We start from the raw sequence: 15,124 nt of genomic DNA on the forward strand, positions 1-15,124 counted from the left end.
TCACCACGCGAGCGTCCGGGCGGCGGGCAGGACGGTCGCGGTGATGCGCTGCGCGGCCTGCTGCAGCGCCCCGATGACCTCGCGCTCGCGGGCCTCGTCGAGACGGGCGAGCGGCACGGAGGCGCTGATCGCGTCCGACGTCGGCTGGAGGTAGCGCAGCGGCACGGCGAAGCAGCGCACGCCGAGGGTGTTCTCCTCGTTGTCGATGGCGTACCCGCGCTGCCGGGTCAGGGCGAGGTCGTCCTCGAGGCTGGGCCGAGTGGTGATGGTGCGCGGGGTGAGCGGCGTGAGCTCGGGGGGCAGGTGCGCCGCGAGGTCGTCGGGCGGCAGGTCGGCGAGGATCGCCTTGCCCAGCGAGGTGCTGAAGGCGGGCAGCCGTCGGCCGACCCGGCTGAAGGGGCGCAGGTACTGGCTGGACTCACGGGTCGCGAGGTAGACGACGTCCTGACCGTCGAGGCGACCGAAGTGCAGGGTCTCGTCGAGCTGCTCGCGCAGGTCCTCGAGGACCGGGGTGATGAGCGGGACGAAGGGGTCGGAGTCGAGATACGTCGTGCCGGCGAGGAGCGCGCGGATGCCGATGCCGTAGAGGGTGCCGGTGCTGTCGGCGCGGACCCAGCCGCGCTGGGTGAGCGTGCGCAGCAGGGCGTGGAGGCTGCTGCGGGGGACGCCGAGGCCCTCGCTCAGCTCGCGCAGCCGCACCGGTCGGTTGTCGCGGGCGGCGAGGAACTCGAGCACCTCGACGGTGCGCGCGGCCGACTTGACCTCGCGGACCTCAGGACGCTCCGCCGGCACCTCGGGCTGCGGCTCGGTCGCGCTCGTCACCAGGTCCTCCTGCTCCCCGCGTCGTCGCGGGCTCGGCTGTCATCGACGGGGCACGCGTCCACATCCGTGGACGTCGTGCTCCCTGGCTGACACCTTAGCCGGGTTGCTCCACGCGCCGGGCGCGATCCGTCGCCGCGGCGGCGCGCGCCTCGGGCGCCGCCCGCACGACGTCGAGCACCCGGCGCACGACCGGGCTGACCGACGAGCGGTCCCAGATCGCGTGGAGCTCGACCGGCCGCTCGGGGTCGGCGTCGAGACCGGTGCGCCCGCCGCCGTGCGCGAGCTCGGCGAAGACGACCCCGGCGACGCCGAGGGAGCGGGCCGACTTCGGCGCGAGGGTCGTGCCGCGGCCGGCGGAGACGAGGAGCAGGGCGGTGAGCACCTGGTGCACCCGCTGGTCGACGCGCGGGTGGGCGTTGGCGAAGAAGCGCACGAGGAGCTCGTGGAAGTAGCGGGACTGCCGGGGGTCGTAGGCGATGACCGGCTCGCCGTCGAAGTCCTCCGGCGTCAGCGGGCGGTCGAGCCCGGCAAGCGGGTGGCCCGTGGGGAGCACGGCCATGAGCGGCTCGCGCAGGACGACGCGCGAGCTGAGCAGCCCGGTGTCGAAGGGGGGTCGCGCGAGCCCGAGGTCGAGCTCGCCGCGGCGGATGCCATCGGCCTGGGCCCCGGTGACGCGCTCGGACAGGAGCACCTCGACGTCGGGCAGCTCGGTGCTCAGACGGCGCAGGAGCGGGCCGAGGATGGAGATGGCAGAGACGGCGGTGAAGCCCAGGCGCAGCACGCCTGCGGCGCCGGCGTCGACCCGGCGGGCGACGTCGCCGGCGCTCTCGACGACGGAGAGCAGACGGTAGGCCTCGTCGAGGAAGGCCAGACCGGCCCCGGTCAGCTCGACGTGCCGGTTGTCGCGCTCGAGCAGGTGGGCGCCGACGGCGCGCTCGAGCTTCTGGATCTGGCGGGAGAGCGGGGGCTGGGTCATCTGCAGCCGCTGCGCCGCGCGCCCGAAGTGCAGCTCCTCGGCGACCGCGACGAAGCAGCGGACCTGGTCGAGGGTGATCACGAGCCCGAGCGTACGCGGGCGGTGGGTCGAAGACGGGGTGTCACCTCGAGGTGACACCCCCTCGTCGAACCGGTGCCACGCGACGGCGGCTCAGTCGTCCTGCCGGCCGCTGCGGGTCGCGGCGAGCGCGCTGCCGACGACGCCGATGATGATGACCGCGACGGCGACGCTGGACCAGCCCTCGCTCGTCCAGTACACGTCCTCGAGGGTGACGAGCAGCGCGATCTCGTCGACGATGAGCGCCACGCCGACACCCAGGGCGGCACCCATGACGGACCGGGTCCGTGCGCTGCGGTCGACGAGCCCGTAGATCGCGACGGCGACGACGATGGCGATGCCCCACAGGTAGTGGTGCAGGTGCACGCCGCCGACGACGACGTCACCCGTGTCCTGGTCGCCGATCTTGATGACCCCGGTGACGAGGCGCGCGAGGGCGAAGGTGAGGGTGAAGCCCACCCACGCCAGCACGAGGCCTCGTCGGGCCGGGTCGACGTGCGCCCACCGGCGGGCTCGGGCACGGGCTGCTGCAGCAGGGATGGGAGGCGTCCAGACGTCGAAGGGGTGGTGAGCCCTCACCCTCGCACTGTCTCCTGCGAGCAGCCCGGTCGCTGTCCAGCGCTGAGAAATTCTCTAGGGGTAGTAAAGCGAAAGTAAAGACGCAGTAAAGAGACGCGAGTACCGTCGTCGCATCGGCGCACCACGGCCGCTGGGGGGATGGGAGCGACGAGGGCGACGAGGGAGGGCCCAGCTCGGCGAGGTCACGCACTCGTCACGCTGTGCTCGACCCTCGCCGCTCCCACCAGCCGACCGCGGCCCGCACCTGAGCGGGACCGCCCGAAAGGGGGCCTGCGTCGACCAGGCCACCGCCGTAGCGTGGAGAGCGGCCCGCCGTGGGTGCTCCTGGCCGACCCGCGGTGGGTCCCCCGTCGTCAGGGGTGGTGGTGGCGGAAGCCGTGGTCGACGCCCCACAGCACCGCCTGGCTGCGCGAGCTGACGCCCATCGTGCGGTACGCGGCGCGGATGCAGGACTTCACCGAGTTCATGCTGAGGTAGCACGCGTGAGCGATCTGCTGGTTGCTCAGACCGACGACGACGAGGCGCACGACGTCGGACTGCCGCCGGGTGAGGCCCTCGGCCCGGCCCGGCCACCCGTCGCCCTCTGCCCACTCCTCGGTGACCTCGTGCTCTGGCCCCATGACGACGAGGTCGCCCGCGTCGACGCGCTCGAGGGCGTCGACGAGCCGGCCGGCGCTCGCCGACTTCGACAGCACCCCGGACAGGTGACGCTCCTGGGCGAGCCGCACGCTCCGGCTCGAGACGTCCCACGTGTAGAGCACCGTGCGGCGCACGAGGGAGTCGTCGACGGCTCCGGGGCGGTCCTTCGCGCTCGCCCCGGGCGCGAAGGCGTCCCACAGGGCGATGTCGACGGGCTGCGCGACGACCAGCCGGTGGTCGGCCTCGACGAGGTCGACCCGGCCGGGGTGGTCGGCAAGCATCGCGGCCACCCCTCTGGCGACCATCTCGCAGTCGTCGAGCAGGGCGACCCTGATGGGGGCTACTCCGTCCGCTGGAGACATCTCTCGACGGTAGCCCGCACGAAGGGGGCCTTGGCGAGGATGCCGCTGCGGCCGGTCGGCCCGTCCTCCCTTCGTGATGCTCTGCGTGGATCACTCCATGCTCACTTGGGCTTGGACGTGCATCGACACCCCCTCCTAGTGTCATCCCTCGTCACGCGGAACCCCTTAGGAGCAACGATGCCCACGAAGACCCCCGCCCTCGCCGCCCTTGCCGGCGCGAGCGTCCTCGCCCTCACCGCCTGCGGCGGTGTCCAGACCTCGACGGGTGGAGGCGGCGGCGACGACGCGTCCTACCCCTCCGGCACCGTCGAGATGTACGTCGGCGCCTCGGCCGGCGGGTCCTCGGACCTCATCAGCCGCGCGGTCTCGAAGGGGCTGTCCGACTCGCTCGGCGGCACCTTCGCCGTCATCAACCGCGAGGGCGCCAACGGCGCGCTCGCCGCGGCCGAGATCAAGGACGCCAAGAACGACGGCTCCGTCATCGGCATCCAGAACGCCTCGCTCTTCGCGATCACCCCGCTCGCCGTGAAGGAGTCCGAGGTGACGAGCATCGACGACGTCGAGGTCGTCGGCGGCGTCAGCCGCGACGACTACGTCCTCGTGACGAGCCCGAAGAGCGGTCTGAAGGACCTCGACGACATCAAGGGCGCGTCGAAGACGCTCACCTACGCGACGACCGGTGTCGGCACCGGCGCGCAGCTCTCCTGCGCCCTCACCTTCGAGACGGCGGGCGCGACCTCCAAGCCCGTCCCCTTCGACGGCGGCGCCCCCGCGCTCACCGCGGTCCTCGGCGGCCAGGTCGACACGGCCTGCCTGCAGATCGGCGAGGCGGTCGAGAACATCGAGTCCGGCAAGCTCACGCCGGTCACGGTCTTCGCCCCCGAGCGGATCGAGTACCTCAAGGACGTGCCCACCGCCAAGGAGCAGGGCCTCGACGTCGAGGTCTTCCAGTACCGCTTCATGACCGTGCCCAAGGGCACCCCCCAGGACGTCAAGGACACCATCGCGAAGGGGATGAAGGACACCTTCGCCACCGATGCGTACAAGAAGTTCAACGAGCAGAACAGCCTCACGCCGATGGAGGTCTCCGGCGAGGAGGTCACCACCCAGCTCGAGGCCGACAAGAAGCGCTACGCGGAGCTCGTCGAGAAGTACGACCTCGACCTGGCCAAGCAGTGATCTGACGCCTCACGGCACCCGCACCACCTGCACCATCACGCACAGCACCCGCACCACCTCGCAGGACCGAAGGAGAAGAGCATGAGCGACGAGCGCGCACCGGGCAGCCCCCGGACGGCACCGGAGGGCGACGTCCTCGCCGAGCTCGAGGCCGAGGTCGCCGAGGAGCTGGCCGAGGAGCGTCCGCCCGCAGGCGGGCCCGGCTACCAGATCGCCGGCGCGCTCGTCGCGCTCGTCATCGGCATCGCCGGTGCGGTGCTCGCCTCGGGCTACGGGCTGGGGTCGCCCCGCGACCCCGGCCCGGGCCTGTGGCCCTTCATCATCTCGGTCGGCATCGCCGCGCTCGGTGTCCTGCTGCTCGTCTTCGGGCGCGGCCTGACCGACACCGAGGTCTTCAGCCGCTCCAGCCTGCTGCCGCTCGTCGGCCTGGCCACCTTCTTCGGCGTGGCGGTCCTGCTGCCGGTCATCGGCTTCGAGATCCCCTCGCTGCTCCTGTGCCTCGTGTGGCTGCGCTGGCTCGGCGGCGAGAGCTGGCGGACCTCGATCGCCGTCTCCGTGGGGACCGTCGCGGTCTTCTACGTCCTCTTCCTCTACGGCCTGCGCATCCCGCTGCCGCACCTCATCGCCCTCTGACCAGGAGTCGTCATGGATGTCAGCGCCTTCCTCGAGGGCTTCAGCGTCGTCGCCGAGCCCCGCAACCTCCTCTACTGCCTCATCGGCGTGCTCATCGGCATGCTCATCGGCGTCCTGCCCGGCCTCGGCCCGGCGGCGACCATCGCGATCCTCCTGCCGATCGTCTACGGCACCGACCCGGTCTCGGCGATCATCATGCTCGCCGGCATCTTCTACGGCGCCCAGTACGGCGGCACGATCACCTCGGTCCTGCTCCGTCTGCCAGGAGAGGCGTCATCGGTCGTCACCGTCTTCGACGGCTTCGCCCTGGCCAAGCAGGGCAAGGCGGGCACCGCGCTCGGCATCGCGGCGATCGGCTCCTTCATCGGCGCCACCGTGTCGATCATCGGCCTGAGCCTGCTCGCCCCGGTCATCGCCGGCTACGCCCTCGACTTCGGCCCGCCCGAGATGGCCGCCCTCGCCCTGCTCGGCGTGCTCCTCGTCTCGACCATCGGCAGCGGCCACATGCTCAAGGCGCTCATCGCCGCCGGCATCGGCATGCTCCTCGCGACCGTCGGCCGCGACAGCTTCAGCGGCGCCGAGCGCTTCACCTTCGGCAGCCTCCAGCTCTCCGACGGCATCGACTTCGTCGTCGTCGCCATGGGCCTCTTCGGCGTCGGCGAGATCCTCTACAACCTCGAGGAGCGCCACGGCAAGGTCCACGCCCCGGCGAAGGTGGGCAACGTCTGGCCCTCGCGAGCCGACCTCAAGGAGTCCTCGGGCGCCATCGCCCGCGGGTCCGGCATCGGCTTCCTCCTCGGCGTGCTGCCCGGCGGCGGCGCGGTGATGTCCTCGCTCGCGGCCTACGCGACGGAGAAGCGGATCAGCAAGACGCCCGAGCGCTTCGGCCGCGGTGCCATCCAGGGCGTCGCCGCCCCCGAGACGGCCAACAACGCCGCCGCGACCTCGTCCTTCATCCCGCTGCTCACCCTCGGCATCCCGGCCAACGCCTCGATGGCCATCCTCTTCGGCGCCCTGCTCATCCTCGGTGTCACGCCCGGCCCGCAGCTCGTCGACGAGCGCCCCGACCTCTTCTGGGGCGTCATCAACTCGATGTACGTCGGCAACCTCATCCTGCTGCTCCTCAGCATCCCGCTCGTCGGCATCTTCGTGCGGATCCTGCGGGTGCGCCCGGCGATCCTCGCCCCGATCACCGTGCTCATCACGGTCCTCGGCGTCTACACGATCAACAACAGCGTCTTCGACATCTACGTGATGATCATCTTCGGCGTCATCGGCTACCTCATGAAGAAGCTCGGCTTCGAGCCCGGGCCGCTCGTCCTCGCCTTCGTCCTCGGCGGTCTCGTCGAGGCGAACATCCGACGCTCGCTCATCATCTTCGAGGGCGACCCGACCGGCTTCGTCACGCGCCCGATCTCCGGCACGATCCTGCTCGTGCTCGTGCTCGTCGCCGCCTGGCCGATCGTCAGCGGCATCCGCAAGCGCCGCCGCGCCGCGGCGGTCGCCGACCAGCCGGACCGCGAGGACCTGCGGGTCTGACCCCGTGCCCATCTGACCCCGTGCCCATCCAGCCCCGCACCCCCGCACGAACCCCAAGGAGAGACCCGTGAGCATCCTCGTCGGTTACGTCCCCACCCCCGAGGGCGAGGCCGCGCTGGCCCGCGGTCTCGAGATGGCGGCGGCCCTCCAGCAGGACGTCGTCGTCGTCAACAGCCCGCGCCGCGGCAGCACCGTCGACGCCGAGATGGTCGACGACGAGGCCCGCGAGCGGATCCTCGGCGCCGCCCGCGCGGCGGGCGTCGAGGCCACCGTCGAGCAGCCGCTGCACGGCTCCGACATCGTCGACACCTTCGAGGGGCTCGTCGCGAGCACCGGCGCGAGCATGGTCGTCATCGGTCTGCGTCGCCGCAGCCCCGTCGGCAAGCTCGTCCTCGGCAGCGACGCCCAGCGCCTGCTCCTCGGTCTCGACGTCCCCGTCCTCGCCGTGAAGCCGACCGCATGAGCAGCGCCAAGATCTCCCGCGTCGTCGTCACCCCGCTCGCCTTCGCCGACCCGCCCCTGCTCAACGTCGTCGGCGTCCACCAGCCGTGGGCGCTGCGTGCGGTCGTCGAGGTGCACACCGACGACGGGGTGCTCGGGCTCGGCGAGACCTACGGCGACGAGACCCACCTCGCCCGGCTCGAGGCGGTCGCCGCCCGGATGCCCGGCACCGACCCCTACGACCTCAACGGCCTGCGCCGGCTCGTCGCCGAGGTGCTCGCGACGGGCGACGGCGGCGCGGGCGCGAGCTTCGGCGGGATGCTCGACGTCGACTCCGCGTCGGACACCGTCTTCTCCCCCTTCGAGGTCGCCTGCCTCGACATCCAGGGCCACCGCGCCGGGGTGCCCGTGAGCGACCTGCTCGGCGGCGCCGTGCGCGACGAGGTGCCCTTCTCGGGCTACCTCTTCTACAAGTGGGCCGGTCACCCCGGCGCGCCCGACGACGAGTGGGGCGAGGCGCTCACCCCCGACCAGGTCGTCGCCCAGGCCCGCCGGCTCGTCGACGGCTGGGGCTTCGGCTCGCTCAAGCTCAAGGGCGGCGTCTTCCCGCCCGACGAGGAGTGCGCGGCGATCGAGGCGCTGCGTGAGGCCTTCCCCGACATGCCGCTGCGGCTCGACCCCAACGGCGCGTGGACCGTCCCCACCTCGATCGAGGTCGCCCGCCGGCTCGACGGGGTCCTCGAGTACCTCGAGGACCCGACGCCCGGGATCGAGGGGATGGCCGCCGTCGCGGCGCAGAGCCCGCTGCCCCTCGCGACGAACATGTGCGTCATCGCCATGGAGCACCTGCCGCCGGCGATCGCGCAGGACGCAGTCCAGGTCGTCCTGTCCGACCACCACCTGTGGGGCGGTCTGCGCCGCTCGGCCCTGCTCGGCGGCATCGCCGACACATGGGGTCTCGGCCTGTCGATGCACTCGAACAGCCACCTCGGGGTCAGCCTGGCCGCGATGGTCCACCTCGCCGCCGCGACGCCGAACCTCACGTACGCGTGCGACACCCACTACCCGTGGAAGACGCAGGATGTCGTCGAGCCCGGCGTGCTCGACTTCGTCGACGGGTCGGTGAAGGTCCCGACGACCCCCGGCCTCGGCGTGACGCTCGACCGCGACGCGCTCGGCCTGCTCCACGAGCAGTATCTCGAGTGCGGGGTGCGGCGTCGCGAGGACACCGTCTACATGCGCTCGATCGAGCCGGGCTTCAGCCCCCGGACGGCGAGCTGGTAGACCCCACCCGACGCCGGCTGCTGCCGAGGTGCACGCGCATCGCGGCCCGGGCGGTTTCGGCGTCACCCGCGAGCACGGCGTCAGCGATGGCGTCGTGCTCGCGCTGCACCCGCTCGACGTGCGTCGCGTCGGTCATCGAGTACGGCTCGCCGAGCTGGGTGCGCGGCAGCATGATCATCATCGGCCCGAGCGACTCGACGAGCTCGAGGTAGAAGCGGTTGCCGGTCGCGGCCGCGACCGCCCGGTGGAAGTCGAAGTCGGCGCTCACCGCCCCTTCGTGCCCCTGCCGCCCGAAGTCCTCCGTCGCCGCGCGGATGGCCCGCTCGTCGGCGGGGGTGCGGTGGTGCGCCGCGAGCGCGGCGGCCTCGCTCTCGACGCCGATGCGGAAGTCGAGCATCGCCAGGACGTCGTCGTGGGTGCGGATCCGGGTCGACTCGGCGGCGAAGGGGGAGGGCTCGGGCAGTGCGAGGACGAAGGACCCGCGCCCGTGGAAGGTCTCGACGAGCCCCTCGCTGCGCAGCCGGGTCACCGCCTCGCGCACGACGGTGCGCGAGACGCCGTACTCCTCGACGAGCTGGGGCTCCGAGGGCAGCTTCGCCCCGGGCGGCAGGTCGCCGCGCAGGATCGCCTCCTTGAGCCCGGTGACCACGGCATGCGCGAGGGTCGTCGTCATGCGGGCATCATGCCCGCACGACGACGACAGGGCTGGTCGAGGTGCGACGGGCCCTCAGGGCCCGAGCCTCGAGACCACCCGACCGCACCTCGACCGTTCACGCCATCGCTCACGCGGCGCCGATGGTGACGGTGTCCTTCGTCAGCTGGCGCATCCGCTCGCTGAGGGTGAAGCCCAGGCCCGGGCGGTCCGGCACCCACATCTGGCCGTCGCGGATCTCGATGCGCTCCTCGAAGAGCGGGTTGAGCCACTCGAAGTGCTCGACCCACGGCTCGGTCGGGTAGGCCGCGGCGAGGTGGAGGTGGATCTCCATCGCGTAGTGCGGCGCGAGGGCGAGCCCGGCGTGCGAGGCGAGGGTCGCGAAGCGCAGGAAGGGCGTGATGCCGCCGATGCGCGGGGCGTCGGGCTGGACGATGCCGCGGTAGCCGGCGTCGATCAGCGCCATGTGCTCGGGCACGGAGGTGAGCATCTCGCCGGTGGCGATCGGGGTGTCGAAGGTGCGCGAGAGGTCGGCGTGGCCGACGGCGTCCCACGCGTCGAGCGGCTCCTCGATCCACACGAGGTCGAAGGCCTCGAGCTCGCGGCACATGCGGCGGGCGCGGTCGCGGTCCCACTGCTGGTTGGCGTCGACCATGAAGGGGGTGTCGCCGAGGTGCTCGCGCAGGGCGGCGACGCGACGCAGGTCCTCGCGCCAGTCGGGCTGGCCGACCTTGATCTTGATGCCGCCGATGCCGGCCTCGAGCGAGGCGCTCGCCTTCTCCTTGATCTCCTCGACGGAGGCCTGGAGGAAGCCTCCGGAGGTGTTGTAGACGCGGCACGAGTCGCGGTACGCGCCGAGGAGCTTGGCCAGGGGCAGGTCGGCGCGCCGGGCCTTGAGGTCCCACAGCGCGACGTCGAGGGCGGCGACGGCCTGGGTCGCGACGCCGGAGCGGCCGACGGAGGCCCCGGCCCACATGAGGGACTGGTAGATGCGGTCGATGTCGGCCGGGTCCTGCCCGATGGCGACCTCGGCGACCTCGCGGAGGTGGGCGTACTGCGCCGGACCGCCGGCGCGCTTGGAGTAGCTGAAGCCCATGCCGCGGTGGCCCTGCTCGGTCGTCACCTCGACGAAGAGCAGGACGGTCTCGGTGAGCGGCTTCTGCCGGCCGGTGAGGACCTTCGCGTCGCTCACGGGCGTCTCGAGCGGGAGCACGACGTGCGACAGGGTCAGAGAGCGGATCGCGTCGGCCATGGGGGTCCTCCGGGTGGTTGTGTGGGGCGGGTGCGGACGGCGGGTCAGGGGACGCCCGCCAACTCATGCGATGAGTATGGAGGTTGTATGATGAGTTGTCCAGACCGTCGAAGGGAGGTCTACCCGTGATCGTGGGATTCGCGACGATCCTCTTCGTCATCGCCGTGGGCGCCGGGCTGGCGCATGTCGGGGTCGTCGACGACCGGATGATCGTCACCCTCGGCGAGGTCGCGTTCTTCGCGGCGATGCCGGCGCTGCTCGTCGTCACCGTCTCGCGGATCGACCTCGTCGGGGCGGGGGTCAACGTCGTCGCGTCGGCGAGCGCCCTCGCCGTCAACCTCGTGCTCTACGCGCTCGTCGCACGGCTGGTCTGGCGCCGGCCGGCGGGCGAGGTCGTCATCGGCTCGCTCGTCTCCGGCTACGTCAACGCCGGCAACCTCGGCATCGCCATCGCCGCCTTCGTCGTCGGCGACGTCGGCGTCGTCGTGCCCACCCTGCTCCTCCAGCTGCTCGTCGTGCAGCCGGTCGCCCTCGTCGTGCTCGACCGGCTCCGCGGCGGGGCCGCGGGCGCCGCCGCCGCGCTGCGCCGGGTCGCGACGAACCCGCTGACCGTCGCCGCCGTCATCGGCTCGGTCATCGCGATCGCCGGCTGGCCGCTGCCCGAGGTCGTCGAGGCCCCGCTGTCGCTGCTCGGCGGCGCGGCGATCCCGCTCATGCTCCTCAGCTACGGCGCCGCGCTGCGGCTCTCGCCCCCGGTCGGCCGCTCCGGTCACACGGCCGAGGTCGCCCTCGCCTCCGGTCTCAAGCTCGCCGTCATGCCCGTCGTCGCGTGGGCGGTCGCCTCCGCGCTGGGTCTCGAGGGCCCGGCGCTGCTCGGCGTCGTCCTCACCGCCGCGCTGCCGAGCGCGCAGAACATCTTCCTGCACGCGACGCGCTACCGCGTCGGGCAGGACGTCGCCCGCGAGACCATCCTCGTGACCACCGTCGCGGCCCTGCCGGTGGCGCTCGTCGTCGCCGCGGTCCTCGGATGACGCACCCCCGCCCCCGCACCTGACGAGAGGTCGACCATGTCCGCTGCCCTCACCCCGCGCCCGGCCCGACGCGTGCCCCGATGGGCCGACGTCGAGCCCTTCCTCCACCTGCGCCGGCCCGCCGCCGACGCGGTGTCGCGGCGTCTCGCCCGGGCGGTGAGCATCGACGACGTCGAGGCGATGGCCCGGCGGCGGGTGCCGGGCGCGGTGTGGGACTACGTGCACTCCGGCTCCGACGCCGAGATCGCGATGGCGCGCAACAGGGCGGCCTTCGAGCGCGTCGAGCTGCGGCCCACGGTCTTCGGCGCGGTCGCGACCCCCGACCTCACGACGACGATGCTCGGGCGGCCCGCGGCCTCCCCCTTCGTCCTCGCGCCGACCGGGTACACCCGGCTGAGCCACCACACGGGGGAGTGCGCGGTCGCCGCGGCGGCCGCCGACGCGGGGGTGCCCTACACGCTGTCGACGTACGCGACGACCTCGATCCCCGACCTGGCGGCCGCGGCGCCCGGCGGGCGCAACTGGTACCAGCTCTACCTCATGCGCGACCGCGGGGTGAGCCTGGAGCACCTCGAGCAGGCGCGCGAGCACGGGTACGAGGCCGTCATGCTCACCGTCGACACGGTCGTCACGGGGATGAAGCGCAAGGACAGGCGCAACGGCTTCGCCATCCCGCCCGAGCTGACCCCGCGCACGCTCGCCGGGCTGGCCCGTCACCCGGGGTGGGTCGGCGGCATCCTCACGAGCGAGCCGCTGCGCTTCGCGACCTTCCCAGAGGGGTCCGAGCACGCGCGGTGGGGGGTGTCGAACGCGCTGCGCGAGCAGGCGATCCGCCCCGAGGACATCGCCTGGGTCAAGGAGCGCTCCGGCCTGCCGGTCGTCGTCAAGGGCGTGCTCACGACGCAGGACGCGCGCGTCGCCGTCGACGCGGGGGCCGACGCGGTCGTGCTCTCCAACCACGGCGGGCGTCAGCTCGACCGCGCGCCCGTGCCGCTCGAGCTGCTGCCGGAGGTCGTCGACGCGCTCGGCGACCGCACCGAGGTCTACGTCGACTCCGGGGTGCGCTCCGGCGGTGACGCCGCGGCGGCGCTGGCGATGGGCGCCCGCGGCGTGCTCGTCGGCCGGCCGTACCTCTACGGCCTCATGCTCGGCGGCCGACGCGGGGTCGACGCGGTGCTCGAGATCCTGCGCTCCGAGCTCGAGCGCACGATGTGCCTGCTCGGGGTGCCCGACGTGGGCTCGCTCGGCCCGCAGCACGTCCGGCTCCGGGGGGACTCGTGAGCGCGGGGCTCGTCGCGGCGCTGCGCGGGGTGCTGGGCGACCGGGGGCTGCTCGCCGACGGCGACGACCTCGAGCCCTACCTGCGCGACTGGACCGGCACGGTCGTCGGCTCGGCGCTCGCGGTCGCGCGCCCGGCGAGCACCGCCGAGGTGGCCGAGGTCGTGCGGCGGTGCGCGGCCGAGGGTGTCGCCGTCGTGCCCCAGGGCGGGCACACCGGGCTCAACGGCGGGGCGACACCGCGGCACGACGGCCCGTCGGTCGTCCTCTCGCTCACCCGGATGCGCCGCATCCGCGACGTCGACCCCGTCTCGGACACGGTGACCGTCGAGGCCGGCGTGGTCCTCGCCGACCTGCAGGAGGCGGCGAAGGGGGTCGGCCGGCTCTTCCCCGTGTCGCTCGGCTCGGAGGGCTCGGCGACCGTCGGCGGCATCGTCTCGACCAACGCCGGCGGCACCGCGGTGCTGCGCTACGGCATGACCCGTGAGCTCGTCCTCGGCCTCGAGGTCGTCCTGCCCGACGGGCGGGTGTGGCAGGGGCTGCGTGCGCTGCGCAAGGACAACACCGGCTACGACCTCACCCAGCTCTTCGTCGGGGCCGAGGGCACGCTCGGCGTCGTCACGGCGGCCGTGCTGCGTCTGCTGCCGGCCACCCCACGGCGGGCGACGGCACTCGTCGCGCTGCCCGACGTCGGGTCGGCCGTCGCCCTGCTCGGTCGGCTGCGCGAGCACGCCGCGGAGAGCCTCACGACGTGGGAGCTCGTCGGGCGCCAGGCCCTCGACCTCGTCCTCGCCCACGTGCCCGGCGCGCGGGACCCCTTCGCCCAGGCGCACCCCTGGTACGGGCTCGTCGAGCTCGCGGGGGTCGACCAGGGCGCGCTCGACGCGCAGCTCGAGGGCGCGCTCGGCGCGGCCGTCGAGGAGGGTCTCGTCGCGGACGCAGTCGTCGCGACAGGGTCCGCGCAGCGCGCCGCGCTGTGGGTCCTGCGCGAAGGGGTGTCCGAGGCCCAGCGGGTCGAGGGGCCGTCGGTCAAGCACGACGTCACCCTCCCGATCGCCGGTCTCGCCGATGCCGTGGCCGCCCTCGCGCCGAGGCTCGACGCCGTCCTGCCCGGGGTCCGTCTCGTCACCTACGGGCACGTCGGCGACGGCAACCTCCACCACAACCTCACGGCGCCCGTCGGGCAGGAGGCCGCGCTGCGGGCCGCCGCCCCCGAGCTGACGGCGGCGGTCTACGACGAGGTGACCGCGCGCGGCGGGTCGATCAGCGCCGAGCACGGTCTGGGTCGCACGAAGGTCGACGCGCACCAGCAGCGCACGTCCGACGTCGAGCTCGACCTCATGCGCGCGGTGAAGTCCGCGATCGACCCCGCCGGCCTGATGAACCCCGGCGCCGTCCTCCCGGGGTAGGGCCGAGACCCGGTGACGTGACCCCTCAGCGCAGGTGCGACCAGCGGGTGGGGTCGTCCTCGAGGGCGGCGCGGTCCCAGTCGCCGTGCTCGGCGGCGGCCTCGTACGTCGTCTGCAGGAAGTCGAGCAGCGCGCGGTCAGGGTCTCGTGCGGTGCGCACCGCCTCGTAGGGCAGGAGGAACTGGCCGTTCTCGACGCTGTACCGGGCCTGCGCGGGGGTCACCGGGTGGGCGGAGAAGCCCTCCGGCTCGGGGTAGGCGTACGCGTAGAAGGCCCCCTCCTCGCCCCCGCCGGGCCAGAAGCCGCAGCTGCTCAGCTCGCGCGAGTAGCCCTCGACCATGACCCAGTCGCCGCAGTTCGGGGCGCCCCCGGGGTGCTCCGGCGCCGGCCGCCCGGAGAAGCGCGTGCACGCGAGGTCGAAAGACCCCCAGAAGAAGTGCACCGGGCTGACCTTGCCGACGAAGTGCGAGCGGAACTCGCTCATCACCCGGTGCGACGCGACGAGCTGTCTCCAGAAGAGCCGCGCCGCCTCGCGGTCGTAGGAGGCGTGCACGGTGTCCTGCGCGAAGGGGATGGACGGCTCGACCTCGTTGGGCCGGGTCTGGAAGTCCGCCTCGATGCCCAGCTCGTCGAGCGCGCCCATCATCTGCGCGTAGAAGTCGGCCACCGTCATCGGCGCGAGCGCGATCGTGCGCCCGGTGCCGTCGCTCGTGCGGATGCGCATCTCGTGCTCGACGACGTCGAGCTCGACGTCGAAGATCCGGTGCCTGTCGGGGATGCTCCCGGTGCTCAGCCCGCGCGGCGTGACGTAGAGGGTGACCTGCCACCAGTGGTTGACCAGCGGCGACCTCGCCAGGCGCACCTTGCCGACGACCTGGGTCCACAGGTGCAGGGTGTCGCGGGTGTCGACCCAGTCCTCCACCCGCAGGCCGGGCCAGGCGGACGTGGCATCGGGGCTCGTCATCGCTCG

At 72.9% G+C, this 15,124-nt stretch carries 15 protein-coding genes; 8 read left to right on the forward strand and 7 right to left on the reverse strand.

Annotation, left to right across the window (positions count from 1 at the left end):
• From LIV55_RS10295 to LIV55_RS10310, 4 genes are all read right to left on the reverse strand, one after another.
• On the reverse strand, window positions 1-822 hold the full coding sequence (locus LIV55_RS10295) for an IclR family transcriptional regulator (RefSeq protein ID WP_229300124.1): 822 nt from the start codon (window positions 820-822) through the stop codon (window positions 1-3).
• Between the two features lie 94 nt (window positions 823-916).
• Window positions 917-1,879, reverse strand: coding sequence for a LysR family transcriptional regulator (locus LIV55_RS10300; protein WP_229300125.1), 963 nt, complete (start codon window positions 1,877-1,879; stop codon window positions 917-919).
• A 90-nt stretch (window positions 1,880-1,969) separates the two neighbouring features.
• Entirely contained in the window at window positions 1,970-2,347 is a 378-nt protein-coding gene (locus tag LIV55_RS10305; protein WP_205473727.1) for a hypothetical protein, read from the reverse strand.
• Window positions 2,348-2,808: 461 nt separating this feature from the next.
• Window positions 2,809-3,456: a response regulator transcription factor gene (locus LIV55_RS10310; RefSeq protein WP_191564141.1), complete on the reverse strand. Its 648-nt coding sequence runs from the start codon at window positions 3,454-3,456 to the stop codon at window positions 2,809-2,811.
• 177 nt (window positions 3,457-3,633) lie between these two features.
• On the opposite strand from LIV55_RS10310, the gene LIV55_RS10315 reads away from it, so the two are divergent.
• The 5 genes from LIV55_RS10315 (at window position 3,634) to LIV55_RS10335 (ending at window position 8,532) form a co-directional block, all read left to right on the forward strand.
• The gene (locus LIV55_RS10315; protein WP_123092675.1) at window positions 3,634-4,635 is read left to right on the forward strand and encodes a Bug family tripartite tricarboxylate transporter substrate binding protein; all 1,002 of its coding nucleotides are present in this window, start codon (window positions 3,634-3,636) and stop codon (window positions 4,633-4,635) included.
• Window positions 4,636-4,716: 81 nt separating this feature from the next.
• Window positions 4,717-5,268 (forward strand): tripartite tricarboxylate transporter TctB family protein, encoded by a 552-nt coding sequence (locus LIV55_RS10320; RefSeq protein WP_123092674.1) that lies wholly within the window; start codon window positions 4,717-4,719, stop codon window positions 5,266-5,268.
• A 12-nt stretch (window positions 5,269-5,280) separates the two neighbouring features.
• Entirely contained in the window at window positions 5,281-6,807 is a 1,527-nt protein-coding gene (locus LIV55_RS10325) for a tripartite tricarboxylate transporter permease (protein WP_123092673.1), read from the forward strand.
• 67 nt (window positions 6,808-6,874) lie between these two features.
• A complete protein-coding gene (locus LIV55_RS10330) occupies window positions 6,875-7,270 on the forward strand; it encodes a universal stress protein (RefSeq protein ID WP_068271335.1) in 396 nt (131 codons plus the stop codon).
• Window positions 7,267-8,532, forward strand: a complete 1,266-nt coding sequence (locus tag LIV55_RS10335) for a glucarate dehydratase family protein (RefSeq protein WP_068271339.1) — start codon at window positions 7,267-7,269, stop codon at window positions 8,530-8,532. The genes LIV55_RS10330 and LIV55_RS10335 overlap by 4 nt, the downstream gene beginning before the upstream one ends.
• Here LIV55_RS10335 and LIV55_RS10340 read toward each other — a convergent pair.
• Together LIV55_RS10340 and LIV55_RS10345 are read right to left on the reverse strand one after the other, a co-directional pair.
• Window positions 8,507-9,205, reverse strand: coding sequence for a FadR/GntR family transcriptional regulator (locus LIV55_RS10340; RefSeq protein ID WP_123092672.1), 699 nt, complete (start codon window positions 9,203-9,205; stop codon window positions 8,507-8,509). The two genes, LIV55_RS10335 and LIV55_RS10340, sit on opposite strands and share 26 nt — an antisense overlap.
• 109 nt (window positions 9,206-9,314) lie before the next feature.
• Entirely contained in the window at window positions 9,315-10,436 is a 1,122-nt protein-coding gene (locus tag LIV55_RS10345) for an L-talarate/galactarate dehydratase (protein ID WP_229300126.1), read from the reverse strand.
• 125 nt (window positions 10,437-10,561) lie between these two features.
• Here LIV55_RS10345 and LIV55_RS10350 point away from each other — a divergent pair, with 125 nt between their 5' ends.
• Genes LIV55_RS10350 through LIV55_RS10360 form a run of 3 tightly spaced genes read left to right on the forward strand, consistent with a single transcriptional unit; the run spans window position 10,562 to window position 14,154 of the window.
• Window positions 10,562-11,467 (forward strand): AEC family transporter, encoded by a 906-nt coding sequence (locus LIV55_RS10350; protein WP_224766939.1) that lies wholly within the window; start codon window positions 10,562-10,564, stop codon window positions 11,465-11,467.
• Window positions 11,468-11,503: 36 nt separating this feature from the next.
• A complete protein-coding gene (locus tag LIV55_RS10355) occupies window positions 11,504-12,748 on the forward strand; it encodes an alpha-hydroxy acid oxidase (protein ID WP_229300127.1) in 1,245 nt (414 codons plus the stop codon).
• On the forward strand, window positions 12,745-14,154 hold the full coding sequence (locus tag LIV55_RS10360; protein WP_229300128.1) for an FAD-binding oxidoreductase: 1,410 nt from the start codon (window positions 12,745-12,747) through the stop codon (window positions 14,152-14,154). Before LIV55_RS10355 ends, LIV55_RS10360 begins: the two co-directional genes overlap by 4 nt.
• Window positions 14,155-14,179: 25 nt before the next feature.
• Here the strand turns inward: LIV55_RS10360 and LIV55_RS10365 are convergent, their stop codons facing one another.
• The gene (locus LIV55_RS10365; protein WP_229300129.1) at window positions 14,180-15,118 is read right to left on the reverse strand and encodes a DUF5996 family protein; all 939 of its coding nucleotides are present in this window, start codon (window positions 15,116-15,118) and stop codon (window positions 14,180-14,182) included.
• Between the last annotated feature and the right edge of the window lie 6 nt (window positions 15,119-15,124).

The organism is Janibacter melonis, assembly GCF_020567375.1.
Classification (GTDB): domain Bacteria; phylum Actinomycetota; class Actinomycetes; order Actinomycetales; family Dermatophilaceae; genus Marihabitans; species Marihabitans melonis.

Excerpts from the sequence above, each read along its gene's own strand:
- LIV55_RS10310 (WP_191564141.1), bottom strand. The coding sequence starts at position 3,456 with ATGTCTCCAGCGGACGGAGTAGCCCCCATCAGGGTCGCCCTGCTCGAC.
- LIV55_RS10315 (WP_123092675.1), top strand. The coding sequence starts at position 3,634 with ATGCCCACGAAGACCCCCGCCCTCGCCGCCCTTGCCGGCGCGAGCGTC.
- LIV55_RS10320 (WP_123092674.1), top strand. The coding sequence starts at position 4,717 with ATGAGCGACGAGCGCGCACCGGGCAGCCCCCGGACGGCACCGGAGGGC.
- LIV55_RS10325 (WP_123092673.1), top strand. The coding sequence starts at position 5,281 with ATGGATGTCAGCGCCTTCCTCGAGGGCTTCAGCGTCGTCGCCGAGCCC.
- LIV55_RS10335 (WP_068271339.1), top strand. The coding sequence starts at position 7,267 with ATGAGCAGCGCCAAGATCTCCCGCGTCGTCGTCACCCCGCTCGCCTTC.
- LIV55_RS10340 (WP_123092672.1), bottom strand. The coding sequence starts at position 9,205 with ATGACGACGACCCTCGCGCATGCCGTGGTCACCGGGCTCAAGGAGGCG.
- LIV55_RS10345 (WP_229300126.1), bottom strand. The coding sequence starts at position 10,436 with ATGGCCGACGCGATCCGCTCTCTGACCCTGTCGCACGTCGTGCTCCCG.
- LIV55_RS10355 (WP_229300127.1), top strand. The coding sequence starts at position 11,504 with ATGTCCGCTGCCCTCACCCCGCGCCCGGCCCGACGCGTGCCCCGATGG.
- LIV55_RS10365 (WP_229300129.1), bottom strand. The coding sequence starts at position 15,118 with ATGACGAGCCCCGATGCCACGTCCGCCTGGCCCGGCCTGCGGGTGGAG.